This is a genomic window from bacterium (genome assembly GCA_021372515.1).
In the GTDB taxonomy this organism is placed as follows: domain Bacteria; phylum Gemmatimonadota; class Glassbacteria; order GWA2-58-10; family GWA2-58-10; genus JAJFUG01.
Window position 1 is genome coordinate 1 of the sequence record JAJFUG010000027.1, and the last position, 16851, is coordinate 16851.

Below are 16851 nucleotides of genomic sequence, written 5' to 3' on the forward strand. Positions count from 1 at the left end.
ACCTCCCTGGCCGACTACTGCCGGCGGGTCGGTCCGGGCTACGCCGAGGCGCAGACCCTGGTCCGCTGCGGGGCGTTCGACAGTTTCGAGCTGACCCGGCCGGAGCTGCTCTGGCGCCTGGAGCTGCTGTTCGAGCGCGGCAAGCTCAAGGCCGCCGCGGACAGCGGCTGCGGGGCCCTGGCCCTGGGGGTTGAGCCGTGCGGGAGCGACCGGCGGGTCGCTCCGCGCCTGCCCGAGTACCCGCGCGGTGAGCGTCTGCGCCTGGAGCGGGAAATTTTCGGTTTCACGGTCAGCGAGCACCCGCTGTCCCTGGGGGGACGGTTCCCGCCGCCAGTGCCTGGCCTGGTGCGGGCCACGGAGCTGCGCGCCCACGCCGGGCGGAACGTGCGCCTGCTGGGACGGCCCATCGCCTGGAAACGCATCCGCACCGGCAGCGGGGCGATGATGTTCCTGTCGCTGGATGACCCGACCGCGGCGTTCGAGGTGGTGATATTCCCGCGTTGCTATCGAAGCTGCGGTGCTCTGGCCCTGGGGCCGGGGCCGTTCCTGGTCAGCGGGAGGGCGAGCGAGGAGTACGGCGTGGTCACGGTGACTGCCGAGCGCCTGGAGCTTTTCGACCCGGAGCAGGTTCCCCGGTTGTATCCGGGGGGTAAGGCACCGCAACCCCAGGCGGCCGCCCGGACTGAGTTGCGGAATACACGGGCCGAGGCGCTTCCGTAGGGGCGCGGCCTGCCGTGCCCGAAAAGAAACTACCGGGCGGACACATGGGTCCGCCCCTACAACACACGACAAAGGGAGAAAAGATAACGGACGGGATATGTCTCGCCCCTGTGAAAGGCGGCGGATTCCGGCAGTTGGGGAAAAATGTCCCGGAAAGGCACTATGTTTTGACGGTGAACGGTAACTGCTACACCTGGTCCGTTGGGGCGAGCGACATGGCTTCGCGGCGGCGGTGGCGGATCAAGGCCACCTCGGCCGCCATCACGTAGACCAGCGCCGTGAGGTAGAACCAGAAAATCAGCGCCAGGATCGCCCCCAGGGTGCCGTAGACCCGGTTGATCCCCGGGTACAGTCCGATGTAGTAGCGGTAGGCGTGCTTGGTCAGCTCGATCACCGATGAGGCGATCAGGCTGGCGGTCCAGCTCGTGCCGGTGCTGACCTTGCGCGAGGGGAACAGACGGTAGGTGAAAAACAGCAGTACGAGAGTGAGGCAGAATGTCCCGAACACAGTCACCGGACCGCTGCCCAGGAACGCCTCCACTGTGGGAAGGTTGCCGCTGAACACCTGGTTCATCCGGGCCAGGCCGGGGATGAAAGTCAGCAGCAGGTTGCTCAGGATCAGCACCAGGCCCAGAAGGAAGAGCATGGCGAAATCGAAGGCCTTGCCGTGGAGCACCCCGCGCGTGCGGTCGGCCTCGAACACCACGTCCAGCACGGTCCGCAGCGTGGCGAACAGGCGGGTGGCGGTGAACGCCACACCCACCACGCCCAGGATCCCGAGCCAGGCCCGGTCGCGGATCAGGGCCTGGGTGTTGTTGATGATTCTTTCGCTGGAGACCGGGATCAGGCCCTGGATGTACAGGACGGTCTTGTCCCAGAGTTCGGAGCTGGTGTGAAAAACGAACCCGCCGATGGAGAAGATGATCAGCATCAGCGGGATGGCCGAGACCAGCAGGTTGAACGCCACCCCCGAGGCCAGGAACAGGGCGTTGTCCTTGACCATCTTGAAATAGAGGTTCTTTGTGTAGTACCATAGAGTTCGCATCTGATCGGGCCAGGCTGAGGGTGGGTGGCGAAATGCCGCATCCGGTCCGACACCAATTTAGACAGGCCCGGAAAGGAAGTCAAACCAGAAAATGAAACTCCTGTGCGTGAGCGCGGTTAAGCTGGAGCTGGCCTGGCTGCTGGAGCGCCTGGCCCGTCCCGAGAGGACGGAGGTCAAGGGCCTGAAAGCCTGGAGCGGCCTGATAGAGGGGCACCGGGTCCGGCTGGCCTGCCTGGGGATCGGCCCGGCCCCGGCCCGCAATGCGATGGAGAGTCTGCTGCAGAATGAGGCGTACGCCCGTGTCTATCATTTCGGGCTGTGCGGCGCGCTCTCCCCGGGGCTCGACCTATGCCGCCCGGTGCTGGCGCGCAGCGTGGCCGCCGCCTGGGACCCCTCCCGCGAGCCACTGGCCCTGGAGCCGGCCCCGCCCGGGGCGTTCGACTCTCTGGAGCTGCGGCCCCTGGAGGGCGCTTTCGTGTCCAACGGCCTGCCGGTGTTCAACAGTCAGGTGAAAGGCTTCCTGGCCGCGCGTTTCAAGGCCGACTGCGTGGACATGGAGGCCTGGGAGGTGGCCCGTGTCTGCGCGGAGCGGAGCATGCCGCTCACGGTTATCAAGGCGGTGAGCGACCGGGCCGATTCCTCGCTCCCGGACACTTTCCGCCGCCAGGCCCGTCCCGCCGCCCTGGCCGCCCAGCAAGCGGTGCTCGAGCTGTTGCGCCGCGTCCCCGGCTGAGTGCGTCTCGCTTGCGCAAGGCCGCCAAGTGGAGTAATATTCGCTCAGACAGTTTCCGCCACAGTCCAGCCTGAGGGGAGCCGCAGCCATGAGTCCGCTCGAAAAAACCTACCGCAAGGGCGAGGTGATAATCAAGGAGGGCTACAGCGGCCGCACCGTGTTTGTGATCCGCAAGGGCATGGTCGAGGTGCTCAAGCAGGTGGAGGGCGGCGAGGTGCAGCTCACCGTGCTCGGGCCGAACGAGTTTTTCGGCGAGATGAGCGTGCTCGACCCGGAGGCCCCCAAGCGCACAGCCACGGTCCGGGCGCTGGAGGAGACGCGGGTCACGGTGATGAGCCGCGAGGAGTTCGAGGGCTACCTGGGCGAGCTGTCGCCCGGGGTGCGTAACCTGATGCAGAAACTGACCCGCCGTCTGCGCGAGACCTCCGAAAAGCTGGAGCAGGGAACGCATAAAAAATCGCACGACAGCCTTCCCCCGTTCGAGTACGTGCTCACCCTGGATGAGCTGGAGCTGGCCCGCGAGCACTCGGTGGAGGTGATGTTCCTGCAGAAAAAGTTCACCGCCGGGCAGGTCCTGCTCAAGGAGGGCGACACCGGCTACAGCGGGTTCATCGTGAAGAAAGGCCGCCTGGAGGTGAGCCGGATGGCCGGTGGCCGCAAGGTGGTGCTGGGCGAGCTGGGCGAGGGCGATATCGTGGGCGAGAGCGCGCTGCTGGACGACACCCGCCGCAGCGCCACGGTGCGCGCCCTCACGGACGGCGAGATGCTGGTGTTCGGCAAGCGGGACATCATCAACATGACCCGCAAAAGCCCGCTGGAGCTATTTATGGTGCTGGATGCCCTGACCGTGAAAATCACCCGGACCAACGAGCTCTACTGCAAGGTACTGCTGGAGCGCGACAGCCTCTCAGCCGAGCGGGAGCGTCTGAACGCGGAGCTGTCCACGGCCAGGGCGGAGCTGGAGCAGGCGCGGCGCGAGGCCGTTGCTTTGCGGGAGCGCCAGACGCAGGCGCAGCAGCCTCCACAATCTAATTGAAGGACTGGCCCCCCTGAGACGGATACACCGATGAAAGCCCTGGTCCTGGCCGCCGGATTCGGCACGCGCATGCTGCCGCTGACAAACCGGATTTCGAAAGTCTGCCTGCCGCTGGCCGGTGTGCCAGCGCTGGTGCGGGTGCTGCGCGGGCTGCGCGCGCAGGGGGTCGATTCCTGCATGGTGAACCTGCACCACGGCGCAGAAAGCGTGGAGGAGAGCCTCGACGCGTGGGGCGAGCGGCCGCTGTATTCGCCGGAGAAAGAAATCCTGGGCACCGGCGGCGCTCTGGCGCAGGCCTCGGCCTGGCTGGCGGGCGGCACTTTCCTGCTGGTCAACGGCGATTGCAGCTACAGTGGGTTCTGTCTGGAAGAGGCGTTGCGCTTTCACCGCGAGCGCGGGGCGGCCGCGACCCTGGTGCTGATCGACATGCCACGGGAGGGCCGCTACGGGGCGGTTGAGACGGACAGCCGGGGACGCGTGGTGCGGATCGCCGGGCGGCCCGAGGGAGCGCCAACCGGGGGACAGGCCCTGCATTTCTGCGGTATTCATATTATCGAGCCGGAGCTGCTGACGCGGTTGCGGCCGGTGTTCTCGGAAATAATCCGGAACCTTTACCTGCCGATGATCGCCGACGGCGAGCCGCTTTACGGGTTCCACACCGCCTTCGAATGGCGCGACCTGGGCACGCCCCGGCTTTATCTTGAAGCCCAGTTCGAGTTCTTGCGGCGTGAGGCCGCCGCTCCGGAGCATTCGCTCTGTGCGGCGGGCTGCCGCCTGGAGACGGGAAGCAGCGTGGGGCCCCTGGCCGACCTGGGGCGGAACGTGCGCCTGGAGCAGGACTGCCGGGTGGAGCGTTCGGTGCTGATGGCTGGAGCGAGCCTCGGCCGGGGCTGCCGGGTCAGCGGCTGCGTGATGGCTCCGGGCGTGGCGCTGGAGGCCGGGACGATAATTGAAAATATGCTCGTCGCTCCGGGGCCGGATGGTCTGGAAATGCGCTCCTGGGTGGTCAGTTGAGACGCGGAGCCGGTCAATCCGCTGTCTGCACCGGTTTTGAAACGTATTGCTGCGTATCGCAAGGTATTATTTAATATGGCCACACTCTCGTCAAAATCAAACAGATTAAGCTCGTCGCGGCATGCAAAAAAAACTTGTATTCCTCTTGTATTTTCTTTACAATTAGAAACCTGAAAATGAAAGATAACTATCCGCTGGATAAACTCATAACTACCCTGAAATCAGGAGTGACGCATGTTCGGTAACAGGGGCGCCTCACAGGTTTTAACACTTCTGGCCGCGACATTGATCTGCGCCGGCCAGGCGCTTGCCCAGACCAGTTTGAAAGTCGTATCAGCCACAGGTGCGGCAGGTTCGGATGTTACGGTCAAGGTCACTGTGACCTCTGACAAGAATATCTCGGGCGCCGAGTTCCAGATGAGTTTCGATAAGTCCAAGTTGACTTTCAAGCAGGCAGCCAAAGGCTCCGCTGCAGCCAGCATGTTCATGACCGACCCGACAGTGCCCACCGTAGGCGACCAGACCGTGAGCGCCGATAGCAGCAAGCTCTACATCCAGTTGATCGATTCGACCCAGACCCATCCGATCGCCTCCGGCACTGACCGCGAGGTCGTGCTGGTCACGTTCACGATCAAGAGCGGGGTTACGGGCAGCGTGCCGGTGACCCTGAGTGGTGTGTCGCTGTCGGACGCCGCTGGCGCATCGATCAGCGCCACCACGACCGACGGTGAGGTGACAGTCGGCTCGGGCGTGGACATACAGCTCAGCGTGACCGACGGGCGCGGGCCGGCCGGCTCCGACGTTACGGTCAAGGTGATGGCGGATGTCAACCGTGAGGCCGTGGGCCTGAATTTCGGCCTGGTGTTCGACAAGAACAAGCTCACCCTCAAATCCGTCGCCCGCGGCGCCGCCGCCCCCGGCGTGGACAGCCTGGACATCTACACCGATATCGCCGCGGCCAACGCCGCCGGCAAGATCGAAGTTTGGCTGCTGGACTATTTCTTCGGCCAGACCGGCGCCAACCCGCTCAAGGTCGGAAAAAGCAAGGAAATCTACAAGTTCACCTTCACGATAAACAGCGGTGCGGAGGACGGCGAGGTGCCGGTGACACTGTCCGGGATCGAGGCCGGGGCGATTGAGGGCGGCGAGTCCGTGCTGCTCACCTACTCCTCGTTGGGCGGCATTGTCACGATCGGCGGCGCGCCCGGGGATGTGGACGGCAACGGCAAGCTGGACGTGTTCGACCTGCTCGGCCTGCTCAAGGTCCTGAGCGGCGCCCAGGTCGGCAACGGTCTGAGCGATGTGGACGGCAACGGCAAGATCGATATCTTCGACCTGCTCGCCCTGCTGAAAAAGCTGTCCGGCAACTGACAAGTTACAATGTGAATCCCAACCCGCCGTTCCCCGCTGTGGGAGCGGCGGGTTTTTATTTGGGGAGGGACGGAGGTAGGGGGGAGGTGGGCTGTGGAGGGTCGGTCGGGAAGAATTGTTACAATCATGTTTCGGTGGATGGGATCTGCCGTATCGTGAGCCCGGGAGCGACCGGTTTGACCCAGAAATATCTTGTCAGATGTGCAGTTGGCGTTTATTTTTGCAACTCTCTAAAAGGGCGTTCAACGCCACTGGGAGTTTGGTCGGAAGCCGGTTCGCCGGTATGGGGATCGGTTTATTCATATATGACCCCTTCGGGGGTGGAACTTCAGACCAAGGCTACACACAATGGACCGCAGTGAACCCAACCAGCAACGCAATCTATACGAACCGGAGTTCGAGCACGACAGCTGCGGCGTCGGCTTCATCGCCGATATCAACGGCCGGCCGAGCCACGAGATAATCCGCAGCGGGATCCAGATCCTGGTCAACCTGACCCATCGCGGCGCGGTGGCGGATGACCCGGAGACAGGCGACGGCGCCGGGATCATGATCCAGGTGTGCGACTCCTTTTTCCGGCGGGTGGCCTCCGAGGCCGGACTCGAGCTGCCGGAGAGCGGCAAATACGCCGTGGGCATGGTGTTCCTGCCCATGGAGGCCGAGGATCGCGCTTTTTGTGAGAAAGCCCTCGAGCAGGCGGTGGAGGAGGCCGGGACTAAATTCATCGGCTGGCGCGACGTACCGGTGAACGCGCAATCCCTGGGCCGCGGCGCCCGGGCCAGCCAGCCGTTCGTGCGGCAGGCTTTCGTGAGCGACCCCATCGGAGCGCGCGAGGCTTTCGAGCGCCGTTTGTACCTGGCGCGCAAGATCGCCGAAAACCGCGTGCGCGACTGGGCCGCGGGCCGGGCGCTCCGTTTCCACCTGCCCAGCTTCTCCTCCCGCACTGTGGTCTACAAGGGCCTGATGCTGGCCCACCAGGTGCCCCTGTTCTACGAGGAACTCAACGATCCGGCATTGACCAGCTCGCTGGCCCTGGTGCATCAGCGCTACAGCACCAACACGTTTCCCAGCTGGGAGCTGGCCCAGCCGTTCCGTTTCCTGGCCCACAACGGCGAGATCAACACCCTGCGCGGCAACATCAACTGGATGCGCGCCCGCGAGGCCACTATCGAGAGCCCGCTCTACGGCGAGGACATCCGCAAGCTGCGGCCGATCATCACCCCCGGCGGCAGCGATTCGTTCGCCCTGGACAACATGGTGGAGATGCTCACCAACTGCGGCCGCTCGCTGCCGCACTCGCTGATGATGCTGATCCCGGAGGCGTGGGGCGAAAAATACCAGATGAGCCAGGACAAGCGCGGTTTCTACGAGTACCATAGCATCCTGATGGAGCCGTGGGACGGGCCGGCGGCTATCGCTTTCACCGACGGCCGCATTATCGGCGGTTGCCTGGACCGCAACGGCCTGCGCCCGGCGCGCTATGTCGTGACCACCGATGACCGCATAGTCATGGCCAGCGAGGTGGGCGTGCTGGAGTTCCCGCCCGAGCAAATCCGCAGCAAGGGCCGTATCGGCCCGGGCCAGATGCTGATCGTGGACACGGAGCAGAAACGCATCCTGTTCGACCCCGAGATCAAGGCCGTGATCAGCCGCCTTCAGCCCTACCGCCGCTGGGTCATGGAGAACCGGATCGAGCTGCGCGGGCTGTTCGACTGCGCCATGCCGGTGCGCCCGGAGCGCGAAACCCTGACCAGCCGCCAGATGGCGTTCGGCTACACGGATGAGGACATGAACGTGATCCTGCGTCCGATGGCCGAGACCGGCGGCGAGCCGGTCGGCTCGATGGGCAACGACACTCCTCTGGCCGTGCTGAGCGACAAGCCCAAGCTGCTGTACAGCTATTTCAAGCAGCTTTTCGCTCAGGTGACCAACCCGGCCATCGACCCGATCCGCGAGCAGTTGGTGATGTCGCTGATGAGCTACATCGGGCGCGAGGCCAACCTTCTGAACGAGACCCCGCTCAACGCGCGTCTGCTCAAGCTCAGCCGCCCGATCCTGACCAACGACGACCTGGACAAGCTCAAGGGCAGCCAGGACGACAAGTTCCGCACTCGCACCATCTCGATGCTGTTCGACGCTTCCCGCGGGGTCGAGGGGGCGCTGGACACGCTGAACAAGTGCTACGCCGAGGCCGAACAGGCAGTGCACGAGGGCTACGCACTGATCGTGCTGAGCGACCGGGGCATCGGCCCGGACCAGGCCGCGGTGCCAAGCCTTCTGGCCCTCTCGGCGGTGCACCACCACCTGATCCGGGTTGGGCTGCGCACCAGGATCGGCCTGGTGATCGAGACCGGCGAGGCGCGCGAGGTGACCCATTTCGCCATGCTCCTGGCTTTCGGCGCCAGCGCGATAATCCCCTACCTGGCCTTCGAGACCGTGGCCGATCTGGCGATCAGCGGCCGTCTCAAGGGCGGCGCCACGGTGCAGGACGCCATCGACCACTACATCAAGGCCATCGAGAAAGGGCTGCTCAAGATATTCTCGAAAATGGGCATCTCCACGGTGCGCAGCTACCGCGGCGCGCAGATGTTCGAGGCGGTGGGCGTGCACGAGGACGTGATCACGCGGTTCTTCCCGGGCACGGTTTCCCGGATCGGCGGGGTGCACCTGGAGGGCATAGTCGAGGAGACCCTGATCCGCCACCGCGGGGCTTTCAGCAGCCGCAACAGCGCCACGCAGATGCACACCCGCGCCGGGGAGTACAATTTCCGGCTCGACGGCGAACACCACATGTGGAACCCGGAGACGATTTTCCAGCTCCAGCAGGCCACGCGCAGCGGCGATTACGAGACCTACAAGGTTTTCTCCAAGCTGGCCAACGACCGCGACCGCAGGCTGCAGAACCTGCGCAGCCTGTTCGATTTCGCCAAGGGCGAGCCGGCGCCGCTGGACGAGGTGGAGCCGGTGGAGAGCATCACCCGGCGCTTTGTCTCCGGGGCGATGAGTTTCGGCTCGATCAGCCGCGAGGTGCACGAGACAATCGCCATTGCCATGAACCGCCTGGGCGGGATGAGCAACAGCGGCGAGGGCGGCGAGGACGAGGAGCGGTTCAAGCCCCTGCCCAACGGAGACAGCCGCAACAGCGCGATCAAGCAGGTGGCTTCGGGACGTTTCGGCGTGACCAGCTACTACCTGGCCAACGCGCGCGACATGCAGATAAAGATTTCCCAGGGCTCCAAGCCCGGCGAGGGCGGACAGCTCCCCGGGTTCAAGGTGGATGAGAACATCGCCCGGGTGCGCCACAGCGTGCCGGGGGTGACCCTGATCTCGCCGCCGCCGCACCACGACATCTACTCCATCGAGGACCTGGCCCAACTGATCTACGACCTGAAGAACGCCAACCCGCGCGCCCGTGTCTCGGTCAAGCTGGTCTCGGAGGTGGGGGTGGGCACGGTGGCCGCGGGTGTGGCCAAGGCGCGGGCGGATGTGGTGGTGATCGCCGGCGATTCCGGCGGCACCGGGGCCTCGCCGCTCAGCTCGATCAAGCACGCCGGCATTCCCTGGGAGATCGGCCTGGCCGAGACCCAGCAGGTGCTGGTGATGAACAACCTGCGCAGCCGGATACGGGTGCAGACCGACGGCCAGCTCAAGAGCGGCCGGGATGTGGTGGTGGCCGCCCTGCTCGGGGCCGAGGAGTTCGGGTTCGCCACCGGCTGCCTGATTGTCCTGGGCTGCGTGATGATGCGCAAGTGCCACCTGAACACCTGCCCGATGGGCATCGCCACCCAGGATACACGCCTGCGCGAGAAATTCAACGGCAAGCCGGAATACATTCAGAATTATTTCCGCTTCATCGCCCGGGAGGTGCGCGAGTACATGGCCGCGATGGGCTTCCGGCGCTTCGAGGACATGGTCGGCCGCATGGACATGCTGCGCACCGACACCGCGATCAAGCACTGGAAAGCCGCGGGCGTCGACCTCAAGCGCCTGCTCGTCCCGCCGGAGGTCACCTCCGGCTGCTCGCTGCACAGCAGCCTGAGCCAGCCGGACATCCTGGAGGGCGCCCTGGACCGCGAGCTGATCGAGGCGGCGGCCCCGGCCCTGGAGAAACGGGAGAAGGTTGTTATCCAGCGCGGCATCCGCAACGTTAACCGCACGGTGGGCACTCTGCTCAGCGGCGAGGTCTCCAAGCGCTACGGCTCGATCGGCCTGCCGCCCGAGACCATCAAGGTCGAGCTGAACGGCTCGGCGGGCCAGAGCTTCGGTGCGTTCCTGGCGCCCGGCGTGGCCCTGCACCTGTCCGGGGATGCCAACGATTACGTGGGCAAGGGCCTGAGCGGCGGACGTCTGGTGATCCATCCCCAGGCGGGAACCACGTTCCGGGCCGAGGACAATATCGTGGTGGGCAATGTGGTGCTCTACGGCGCCACCAGCGGCCAGGCCTATTTCTGCGGCCGGGCCGGCGAGCGTTTCGCCATCCGCAACAGCGGCGCCTACGCCGTGGTGGAGGGCGTGGGTGACCACGGCTGCGAGTACATGACCGGCGGGGTGGTGGTGGTGCTGGGCACCACCGGGCTCAATTTCGCGGCCGGAATGAGCGGCGGCATCGCCTATGTGTTCGACGAGTGGCGGCTGTTTGACCAGCGCTGCAACCTGGACACGGTGGATCTGGAGTCCGTGACCGAGGAGGAGGACAAGGCGCTGCTCAACCGGATGATCGAACAGCATGTCAAGTTCACCGGCAGCCAGGCCGGGCGGCGCATCCTGGACAACTGGCACGACAAGATACACCAGTTCGTCAAGGTCATGCCGATGGAGTACCGACGTGCCCTGGGCCGCATGATCAAGGAAGACGCGGAAACGAAACGGGTGGAGGTCTGGAATGGGTAAGCCTACCGGATTTATCGATTACACGCGGGTGAACCCGAAAGCCCGGCCGGTCGAGGAAAGGCTGAAGGATTACAAGGAAATCTATCCTCTGCTTTCCGAGACTGACCTGGCCACGCAGGCCGCCCGCTGCATGGACTGCGGCATCCCGTTCTGTCACGGCGCGGGCTGCCCGGTGCGCAACCTCATCCCGGAGTTCAACGATCTGGTCTTCCGCGGCCAGTGGCGCGAGGCCCTGGAGGTGCTGCACAGCACCAACAATTTCCCGGAGTTCACCGGCAAGATCTGTCCGGCGCCCTGCGAGACGGCCTGCGTGGCCGCGGTCAACACCGATGCCGTGGCGATCAAGCAGATCGAGCTGCAGATAATCGAGAAGGGCTTCGAGAATGGCTGGGTGAAAGCGCAGCCGCCGCAGGTCCGCACCGGCAAGCGCGTGGCTGTGGTAGGCAGCGGCCCCTCCGGGCTGGCCTGCGCCCAGCAGCTCAACCGCGCCGGCCACACGGTGGTGGTCTACGAGCAGAAAGACCGGGTCGGTGGCCTTCTGCGCTACGGCATCCCGGATTTCAAGCTGGACAAGCACCTGCTTGACCGTCGTGTGGGCCTGCTGCAGGAAGAGGGGATCGAGTTCCGCACCAGCGTGCATATCGGACGGGACATTGCCGCAACTTATCTGGCGCGCCAGTATGACGCGGTCTGCCTGACCGGCGGGGCGATGCACCCGCGTGACCTGGAAGTGCCGGGCCGGGAGCTGGCGGGCGTGCATTTCGCCATGGAGTTCCTGGAACAGTCCAACCGTCGTGTCGCCGGCGACAGCCTGGCCGCGGAGTCGCAGATTCTGGCCGCGGGCAAACATGTGATCGTGATCGGCGGCGGCGACACCGGTGCTGACTGCGTGGGCACCTCCAACCGTCAGGGCGCCCTGTCCGTGACCCAGCTCGAAATCCTTCCCCGTCCGCCCGAGAACTCCAACCCCTCCACGCCCTGGCCGCGCTGGCCCAACATCCTGCGCTCCAGCACCTCTCACGCCGAGGGCTGCCAGCGCATGTGGTCCGTGACCACCAAGTCCCTGGAGGGTGAGGACGGCCGGGTGAAGGTTCTCAAGGGGATGGAAGTCACCTGGGGCGGCTCCGCGGGCGCCTTCCGTCCCTCGGACAAGCCGGGCAGCGAGTTCGAGTTGAAAGCCGACCTGGTCCTTCTGGCGATGGGCTTTGTCCACCCGGTGCACTCCGGCATGATCGAGGAACTGGGCCTGGAGTTGGACAAGCGCGGTAACGTGGCGACGGATGAGAACCTAATGTCCAGCCGCGCGGGTGTGTTCGGCGCGGGCGACATGGTGATGGGCGCCTCGCTGGTGGTCCGGGCGATCTACCAGGGCCGCAAGGCCGCCCAGGGGATCGACCGCTGGCTGATGGGTTCCACCTCGCTGCCTTGAACGCGCATCTGACAGCACTTGGCGCGATTTGTATTGACAATGTTGTAGAATATGTTAGATTATTCAAGTCTGAGTTTGACGTAGACGCGGGGTCGTAGTTCAGTTGGTTAGAACGCCGGCCTGTCAAGCCGGAGGTCGCGAGTTCAAGTCTCGTCGGCCCCGCCATAATTGACGAGAAAGCCCTTCGGACAGTATGTCGAAGGGCTTTTTGTATGTAAATGAAAGACTTTCACTCCCCCCGTACCTCTTCGAAGGATGAAACATAAAGGGCTTGCTCTTTTCAGCAGATCCTTTATCATCCAAGTACATCGCGTTTTGAAAGTGATGATTGTGTGGATGGCCTCAAGCTGACAATTACACGCTTTCGGACTGGGATTCCAGACGCTCTGTCTGAGCTGGTGCTACATGTTTCAGGCGGACTTGTCGAGCAAGGTGGCCCGCTATGAGGATGGAGTCAGGACAGCGTTTCGCCGGCACGCTGACCATGCAGCCACTGGACCTGCGACTGCGCCAGGATGTCAGACAGTCACTGCTCGATACGATTGCCGCGAGCGCGGTGTTTCCATGCCGGACAACTCCGCTGGACATCTTCAGATACGCGGTGTCTGAGGCAATAGGACTGCATGCGGAGCGGCTATCGCAACTCGTAGAAGACTGCGAAGATATCGCCTCACAAAGTCCCGATGCACCGAGGCCGGAAGACTACTATTGGGCCATTCGGTTCGCGGTGTCACGCGCTGTTTCGGCGATCCAGGGTTCACTCGCTGAGATGCTGGCGCTGGGACCGGTGGCGCAGCTTGTCGCCGAACTCAGGACAGCGCGGGCAATTCCGAAAGCAACACGAATCTGGGTCGGGAATTCTATCGTGGCCCCGTCATTCAACGGCAAAACCGTGGCGAGCGCGGCGGATGTACATTTTCTGGTCACCTCGCCCACGCGGAAGCGAGCCGTGCTTGTGGGAGTGGCCGAGGTTAAATCGTACCGCTGTTCACAGAACAAAGCGACCTGCCAGCTCGACAAGCATCTCGCCAGAGCCGCGCGAGGCTTGGTGACACATCTGCCAGGGCGCCGGAACGTCCATTACGCGGTGCGGCCGGCGAAGACACCGCTCAAGATATTCATCATCCCCGCACAGTGGCGCTTGTCTCGACATTTCAGGTTTGAGTCGAACGGAAGCCGCCGCAGTCTTGTCGTGCAGCCTCCTGAACCCGCGGCCGCAGTGAAGGCTCTCGCACATCTACCCGGCGAGTGGAAAATCACGCTGAGATGGTCCAACGAAGCGCTCGCAGCGGCCGCATTCGAAATCTTCCTCTGGTGCCTGGGACGAATTGGCGAAAAAGTCTACGCTCTGCGTCCCTCGCCATGGGCCGGGATGACTCCTGCCGCAGCGGGTCAGAACGCCGCGAAGATGGCACTCTACTACGCGCTCCTGAACATCGAAGAACCCGAGACGCTTGGCCAGGCGATCAAACTCTACAATATCCTTGGGTTTGGCTTCGCGCTGGGCTCCAGTTTCCGCGGAAGAGATGGTCGGCCGGCCATGCTCTGGCCCCAGGACCTGGATGAGATACTTGAGAACGGCAGAACGCGCGAGGGCGGATACCTCAAGGGAATGCCGCCTGACAGCCGAATTTGAGACATTACAGGCAGGCGAACGGCAGGGCGGTGACACCGGAACCAAGCGGGAGAGTAATATCTCCGGGGTGAACCACGTAGCCCGGCGCTGCTTTTTCGCCGAGGTCCTGTTGAAAAGCCCTGATTGAGGCAGCCATTGCGGGACGGGGGGTGGCGGAGAGTTTTATTTCGATGGGTACAAGCCTGCCTGAACTTTCCACGATGATGTCCACTTCTGTTCCGGTAGAAGTCCTCCAGAAATATACCTGTGGCTCGATGCCGCGATGGATGAGAGTCTTGAAGACCTCCATAAGCACGGCGGTTTCCATGATCGATCCGCCCATCGGCCCGGAAGAGGCATGCTCAGGGTCTTTCAGGCCGCAGAGGTAGCAGAGTGTACCCAGGTCCGTAAAATACACCTTGGGTGTTTTTACCAGCCTTTTCCCGACATTTACGTAATAAGGCCACAGAACAATAACCTGATAAGTGGCCTCCAGCACCGAGAGCCAGGCTTTGACCGTGTTGATCGAGAGGCCGAGATCACGCGCAAGATCGGTCAGGCTTAGAAGCTGGGCGTTGCGGGCCGCCAATGCCCGAAGAAAATGCTGAAATTGCGAAAGGTCGCCTACCTGGCGCAGGGAGCGCACATCCCGTTCCAGGTAAGTCTGAACGTACGATGCATGCCAGAGGCTGATGTCCCGCTCGGGATGAGCTGACAGCTCAGGGTAGCCACCCCGCAGAAAACTTTCCCAGAGAATCTTTGGAGAGGTCTGGCTTGCCGACGCTGAATCCAGACCGGTCTCCCAGGGCAGGGACGCCAGGGGCCTGCTTTCAGCTTCGCTTCTCGAAAGCGGAAGAAGGCGGAGTATAGCGGCCCGTCCGGCAAGTGACTCGGTTACATGCTGCATCAGAAGGAGGTTCTGCGATCCGGTCAGGAAGAAACGCCCGGTGGATTCCCGGTCGGAATCAATCTTTTCCTTGATGTAGGGAAGAAGGTCCGGTGCGTACTGCACCTCGTCAAAGATCACCGGAGGCGGAAACATTTCAAGGAAACCGCGTGGATCTGCTGTCGCGGCAGCCCGGATATCCGGGGGTTCGAGCGAGACGTACCGGCAGCTCTCACCGAACAGTCGACGCAAGGTGGTGGTCTTTCCAGCCTGACGGGGACCGGTAAGCACAACCGCCGGAAACTCGGCGGCGGCCTTTGTCAGTATCGGTTCAATTGACCGGCTGATATAGCTTTGGGATATTGGCCTGTTCATGACGTGCAATATTGCATTTAAAATGAATAATTGCAAGAGAAAATCACACCGCTTCCAGCAGGTATTTCTTAAACTTGTTTGCCGTCCTCCACCAAATAACACTATAAAGCTGGCCTGATTTCAACAATGACGCGGCTTTGAACAGGTTGTTCCTAAACTTGTTCCATTCTTCATAATGTCGGCACTTGACAGTAGATGCCGACGATATGTATCATATACTTATGAAAATAACTCCTCTAAAACTGGTGACATGGCTTGCACGGAAAAATGGACTTCTTCGGCCTCGTGACTTAGCCGAAATAGGTCTGTCGCGCCAATACCTAAGTATTGCGTACAAAAGGGGACTTCTGGAAAAAGTTGGCCGGGGGATGTATTCTCTGCCAAATGCAGTGCAGCATGAATATCGCAGCTTCGCTGAAGTTTGCAAATATGCGCCGTCAGCGGTGGTTTGCCTTCTATCGGCGCTTCAATATCATGACCTCACTACGCAAACTCCCTTCCAGGTGTGGCTGGCGATTGGACACAAAGCGCGTAAACCCAATATCGGCACGGTGCAAATTCGTGTGGTGCGTTACTCTGCTTCCTCACTCGCTCAAGGAATTGAAATCCATAATATAGACGGGGTGGACATCCGGGTTTTCAGTCCTGCCAAGACCGTGGCTGATTGTTTCAAATACCGAAGCAAAATCGGCCTCGATGTGGCAATAGAAGCTCTTCGTGACTGCCTGCGCCAGAAGAAAGCGACAGTCGATGAGCTGGTGTCGTTCGGGCGGGTGTGCCGGGTGGAACGGGTAATGAGACCATACGTGGAGGCGATGCTTTGAGTGAGTCGGTAGCACAGTCAGTACTCGACAGGCTGCTGAATCTTTCAAGAAAGAACCGTGAGGATTACAATCTCGTTCTGACACGTTATGGTATAGAGCGCCTGCTTTATCGCCTGTCACAGACCAAGCATGCCGACCGGTTTGTCTTGAAAGGCGCAATGCTTTTCATGCTCTGGATGAACCAGGATTATCGGCCTACCAGAGACATAGACCTGCTTGGTTTTGGTGAAATTGATCAACGGATGTTGTCTGATATTTTTCGAGAGATTTGCCAGGTCAGTACAGTTGATGATGGGGTTGTATTTCAAGCTGATTCGATAAAAGTGGAAGAAATACGAGAGGGAGAAATCTACCAGGGGCAACGCGTAAAGATTCGCGGAAACATTGGTAATACCAGGCTTGCCATGCAGGTAGATGTGGGGTTTGGAGACGTGATAGTTCCGGAACCGACAGAGCAGATTTTTCCGATCCTTCTGGATTATCCCGCACCGCGAATCCGTATTTACTCAAGGGAATCAGTCATTGCCGAAAAACTGGACGCCATTATTGTACTGGGATTGAGAAACAGCCGGATGAAAGACTATTATGACCTGTGGACGCTTGTCTGCAATTTTGAATTCGGCTCCAAGACATTGATCGAAGCAATCAGAGCGACTCTTGTCAAGCGGGGGCGAAAACTGCCTGAAAGTCTCCCCGCAGGATTGGGGGAACAGTTCGCGGCAGATTCATCAAAAAGGACCCAATGGAAGGCATTTATAGAGCGTGCAATCCCTGGGCGGCCAGTATTGGAGCTGGCTGATGTATTTCATAGATTGCGGGAATTTTTGGAAATACCACTCTGTGCGTTAACTGGTGACAGTTTTGCTGATTGGCATTGGCCTCCGGCAGGTCCATGGAAGAAAACGGACTGATA

At 61.9% G+C, this 16851-nt stretch carries 12 protein-coding genes and 1 tRNA gene; 11 read left to right on the forward strand and 2 right to left on the reverse strand.

Annotated elements, in window-relative coordinates; genetic code table 11:
- On the forward strand, nucleotides 1–720 hold a 720-nt coding region (locus LLH00_02270), incomplete at its 5' end, for a hypothetical protein (GenBank protein ID MCE5270091.1).
- A gap of 187 nt (nucleotides 721–907) precedes the next feature.
- Here the strand turns inward: LLH00_02270 and LLH00_02275 are convergent.
- Nucleotides 908–1765 (reverse strand): YihY/virulence factor BrkB family protein, encoded by an 858-nt coding sequence (locus LLH00_02275; protein ID MCE5270092.1) that lies wholly within the window; start codon nucleotides 1763–1765, stop codon nucleotides 908–910.
- A 91-nt stretch (nucleotides 1766–1856) separates the two neighbouring features.
- On the opposite strand from LLH00_02275, the gene LLH00_02280 reads away from it, so the two are divergent.
- The 8 genes from LLH00_02280 (at nucleotide 1857) to LLH00_02315 (ending at nucleotide 13874) form a co-directional block, all read left to right on the forward strand.
- Nucleotides 1857–2498 (forward strand): hypothetical protein, encoded by a 642-nt coding sequence (locus tag LLH00_02280; GenBank protein MCE5270093.1) that lies wholly within the window; start codon nucleotides 1857–1859, stop codon nucleotides 2496–2498.
- 88 nt (nucleotides 2499–2586) lie between these two features.
- Nucleotides 2587–3534: a cyclic nucleotide-binding domain-containing protein gene (locus LLH00_02285; GenBank protein MCE5270094.1), complete on the forward strand. Its 948-nt coding sequence runs from the start codon at nucleotides 2587–2589 to the stop codon at nucleotides 3532–3534.
- A gap of 30 nt (nucleotides 3535–3564) precedes the next feature.
- Nucleotides 3565–4548 carry an NDP-sugar synthase gene (locus LLH00_02290; protein MCE5270095.1) on the forward strand — a complete coding sequence of 328 codons (984 nt, stop codon included), beginning with the start codon at nucleotides 3565–3567 and terminating at the stop codon, nucleotides 4546–4548.
- A gap of 234 nt (nucleotides 4549–4782) precedes the next feature.
- On the forward strand, nucleotides 4783–5919 hold the full coding sequence (locus LLH00_02295) for a dockerin type I domain-containing protein (GenBank protein MCE5270096.1): 1137 nt from the start codon (nucleotides 4783–4785) through the stop codon (nucleotides 5917–5919).
- Nucleotides 5920–6267: 348 nt separating this feature from the next.
- A complete protein-coding gene (gltB, locus tag LLH00_02300; protein ID MCE5270097.1) occupies nucleotides 6268–10809 on the forward strand; it encodes a glutamate synthase large subunit in 4542 nt (1513 codons plus the stop codon).
- A complete protein-coding gene (locus LLH00_02305) occupies nucleotides 10802–12238 on the forward strand; it encodes a glutamate synthase subunit beta (protein MCE5270098.1) in 1437 nt (478 codons plus the stop codon). The genes gltB and LLH00_02305 overlap by 8 nt, the downstream gene beginning before the upstream one ends.
- 88 nt (nucleotides 12239–12326) lie before the next feature.
- Nucleotides 12327–12403, forward strand: a tRNA-Asp gene (locus tag LLH00_02310).
- Between the two features lie 277 nt (nucleotides 12404–12680).
- On the forward strand, nucleotides 12681–13874 hold the full coding sequence (locus LLH00_02315) for a hypothetical protein (protein ID MCE5270099.1): 1194 nt from the start codon (nucleotides 12681–12683) through the stop codon (nucleotides 13872–13874).
- Nucleotides 13875–13878: 4 nt separating this feature from the next.
- Here the strand turns inward: LLH00_02315 and LLH00_02320 are convergent, their stop codons facing one another.
- Entirely contained in the window at nucleotides 13879–15114 is a 1236-nt protein-coding gene (locus LLH00_02320) for an ATP-binding protein (GenBank protein ID MCE5270100.1), read from the reverse strand.
- Nucleotides 15115–15320: 206 nt separating this feature from the next.
- Here LLH00_02320 and LLH00_02325 point away from each other — a divergent pair, with 206 nt between their 5' ends.
- On the forward strand, nucleotides 15321–15938 hold the full coding sequence (locus tag LLH00_02325; GenBank protein ID MCE5270101.1) for a type IV toxin-antitoxin system AbiEi family antitoxin domain-containing protein: 618 nt from the start codon (nucleotides 15321–15323) through the stop codon (nucleotides 15936–15938).
- Nucleotides 15935–16849 (forward strand): nucleotidyl transferase AbiEii/AbiGii toxin family protein, encoded by a 915-nt coding sequence (locus LLH00_02330; protein MCE5270102.1) that lies wholly within the window; start codon nucleotides 15935–15937, stop codon nucleotides 16847–16849. Before LLH00_02325 ends, LLH00_02330 begins: the two co-directional genes overlap by 4 nt.
- Nucleotides 16850–16851: the final 2 nt, after the last annotated feature.

Bases quoted from the DNA above. Each gene is read 5' to 3' on its own strand.
- LLH00_02325 (MCE5270101.1), top strand. From the start codon at position 15,321: ATGTATCATATACTTATGAAAATAACTCCTCTAAAACTGGTGACATGG.
- LLH00_02285 (MCE5270094.1), top strand. From the start codon at position 2,587: ATGAGTCCGCTCGAAAAAACCTACCGCAAGGGCGAGGTGATAATCAAG.
- gltB (MCE5270097.1), top strand. From the start codon at position 6,268: ATGGACCGCAGTGAACCCAACCAGCAACGCAATCTATACGAACCGGAG.
- LLH00_02290 (MCE5270095.1), top strand. From the start codon at position 3,565: ATGAAAGCCCTGGTCCTGGCCGCCGGATTCGGCACGCGCATGCTGCCG.
- LLH00_02280 (MCE5270093.1), top strand. From the start codon at position 1,857: ATGAAACTCCTGTGCGTGAGCGCGGTTAAGCTGGAGCTGGCCTGGCTG.
- LLH00_02315 (MCE5270099.1), top strand. From the start codon at position 12,681: ATGAGGATGGAGTCAGGACAGCGTTTCGCCGGCACGCTGACCATGCAG.
- LLH00_02305 (MCE5270098.1), top strand. From the start codon at position 10,802: ATGGGTAAGCCTACCGGATTTATCGATTACACGCGGGTGAACCCGAAA.
- LLH00_02295 (MCE5270096.1), top strand. From the start codon at position 4,783: ATGTTCGGTAACAGGGGCGCCTCACAGGTTTTAACACTTCTGGCCGCG.
- LLH00_02275 (MCE5270092.1), bottom strand. From the start codon at position 1,765: ATGCGAACTCTATGGTACTACACAAAGAACCTCTATTTCAAGATGGTC.
- LLH00_02320 (MCE5270100.1), bottom strand. From the start codon at position 15,114: ATGAACAGGCCAATATCCCAAAGCTATATCAGCCGGTCAATTGAACCG.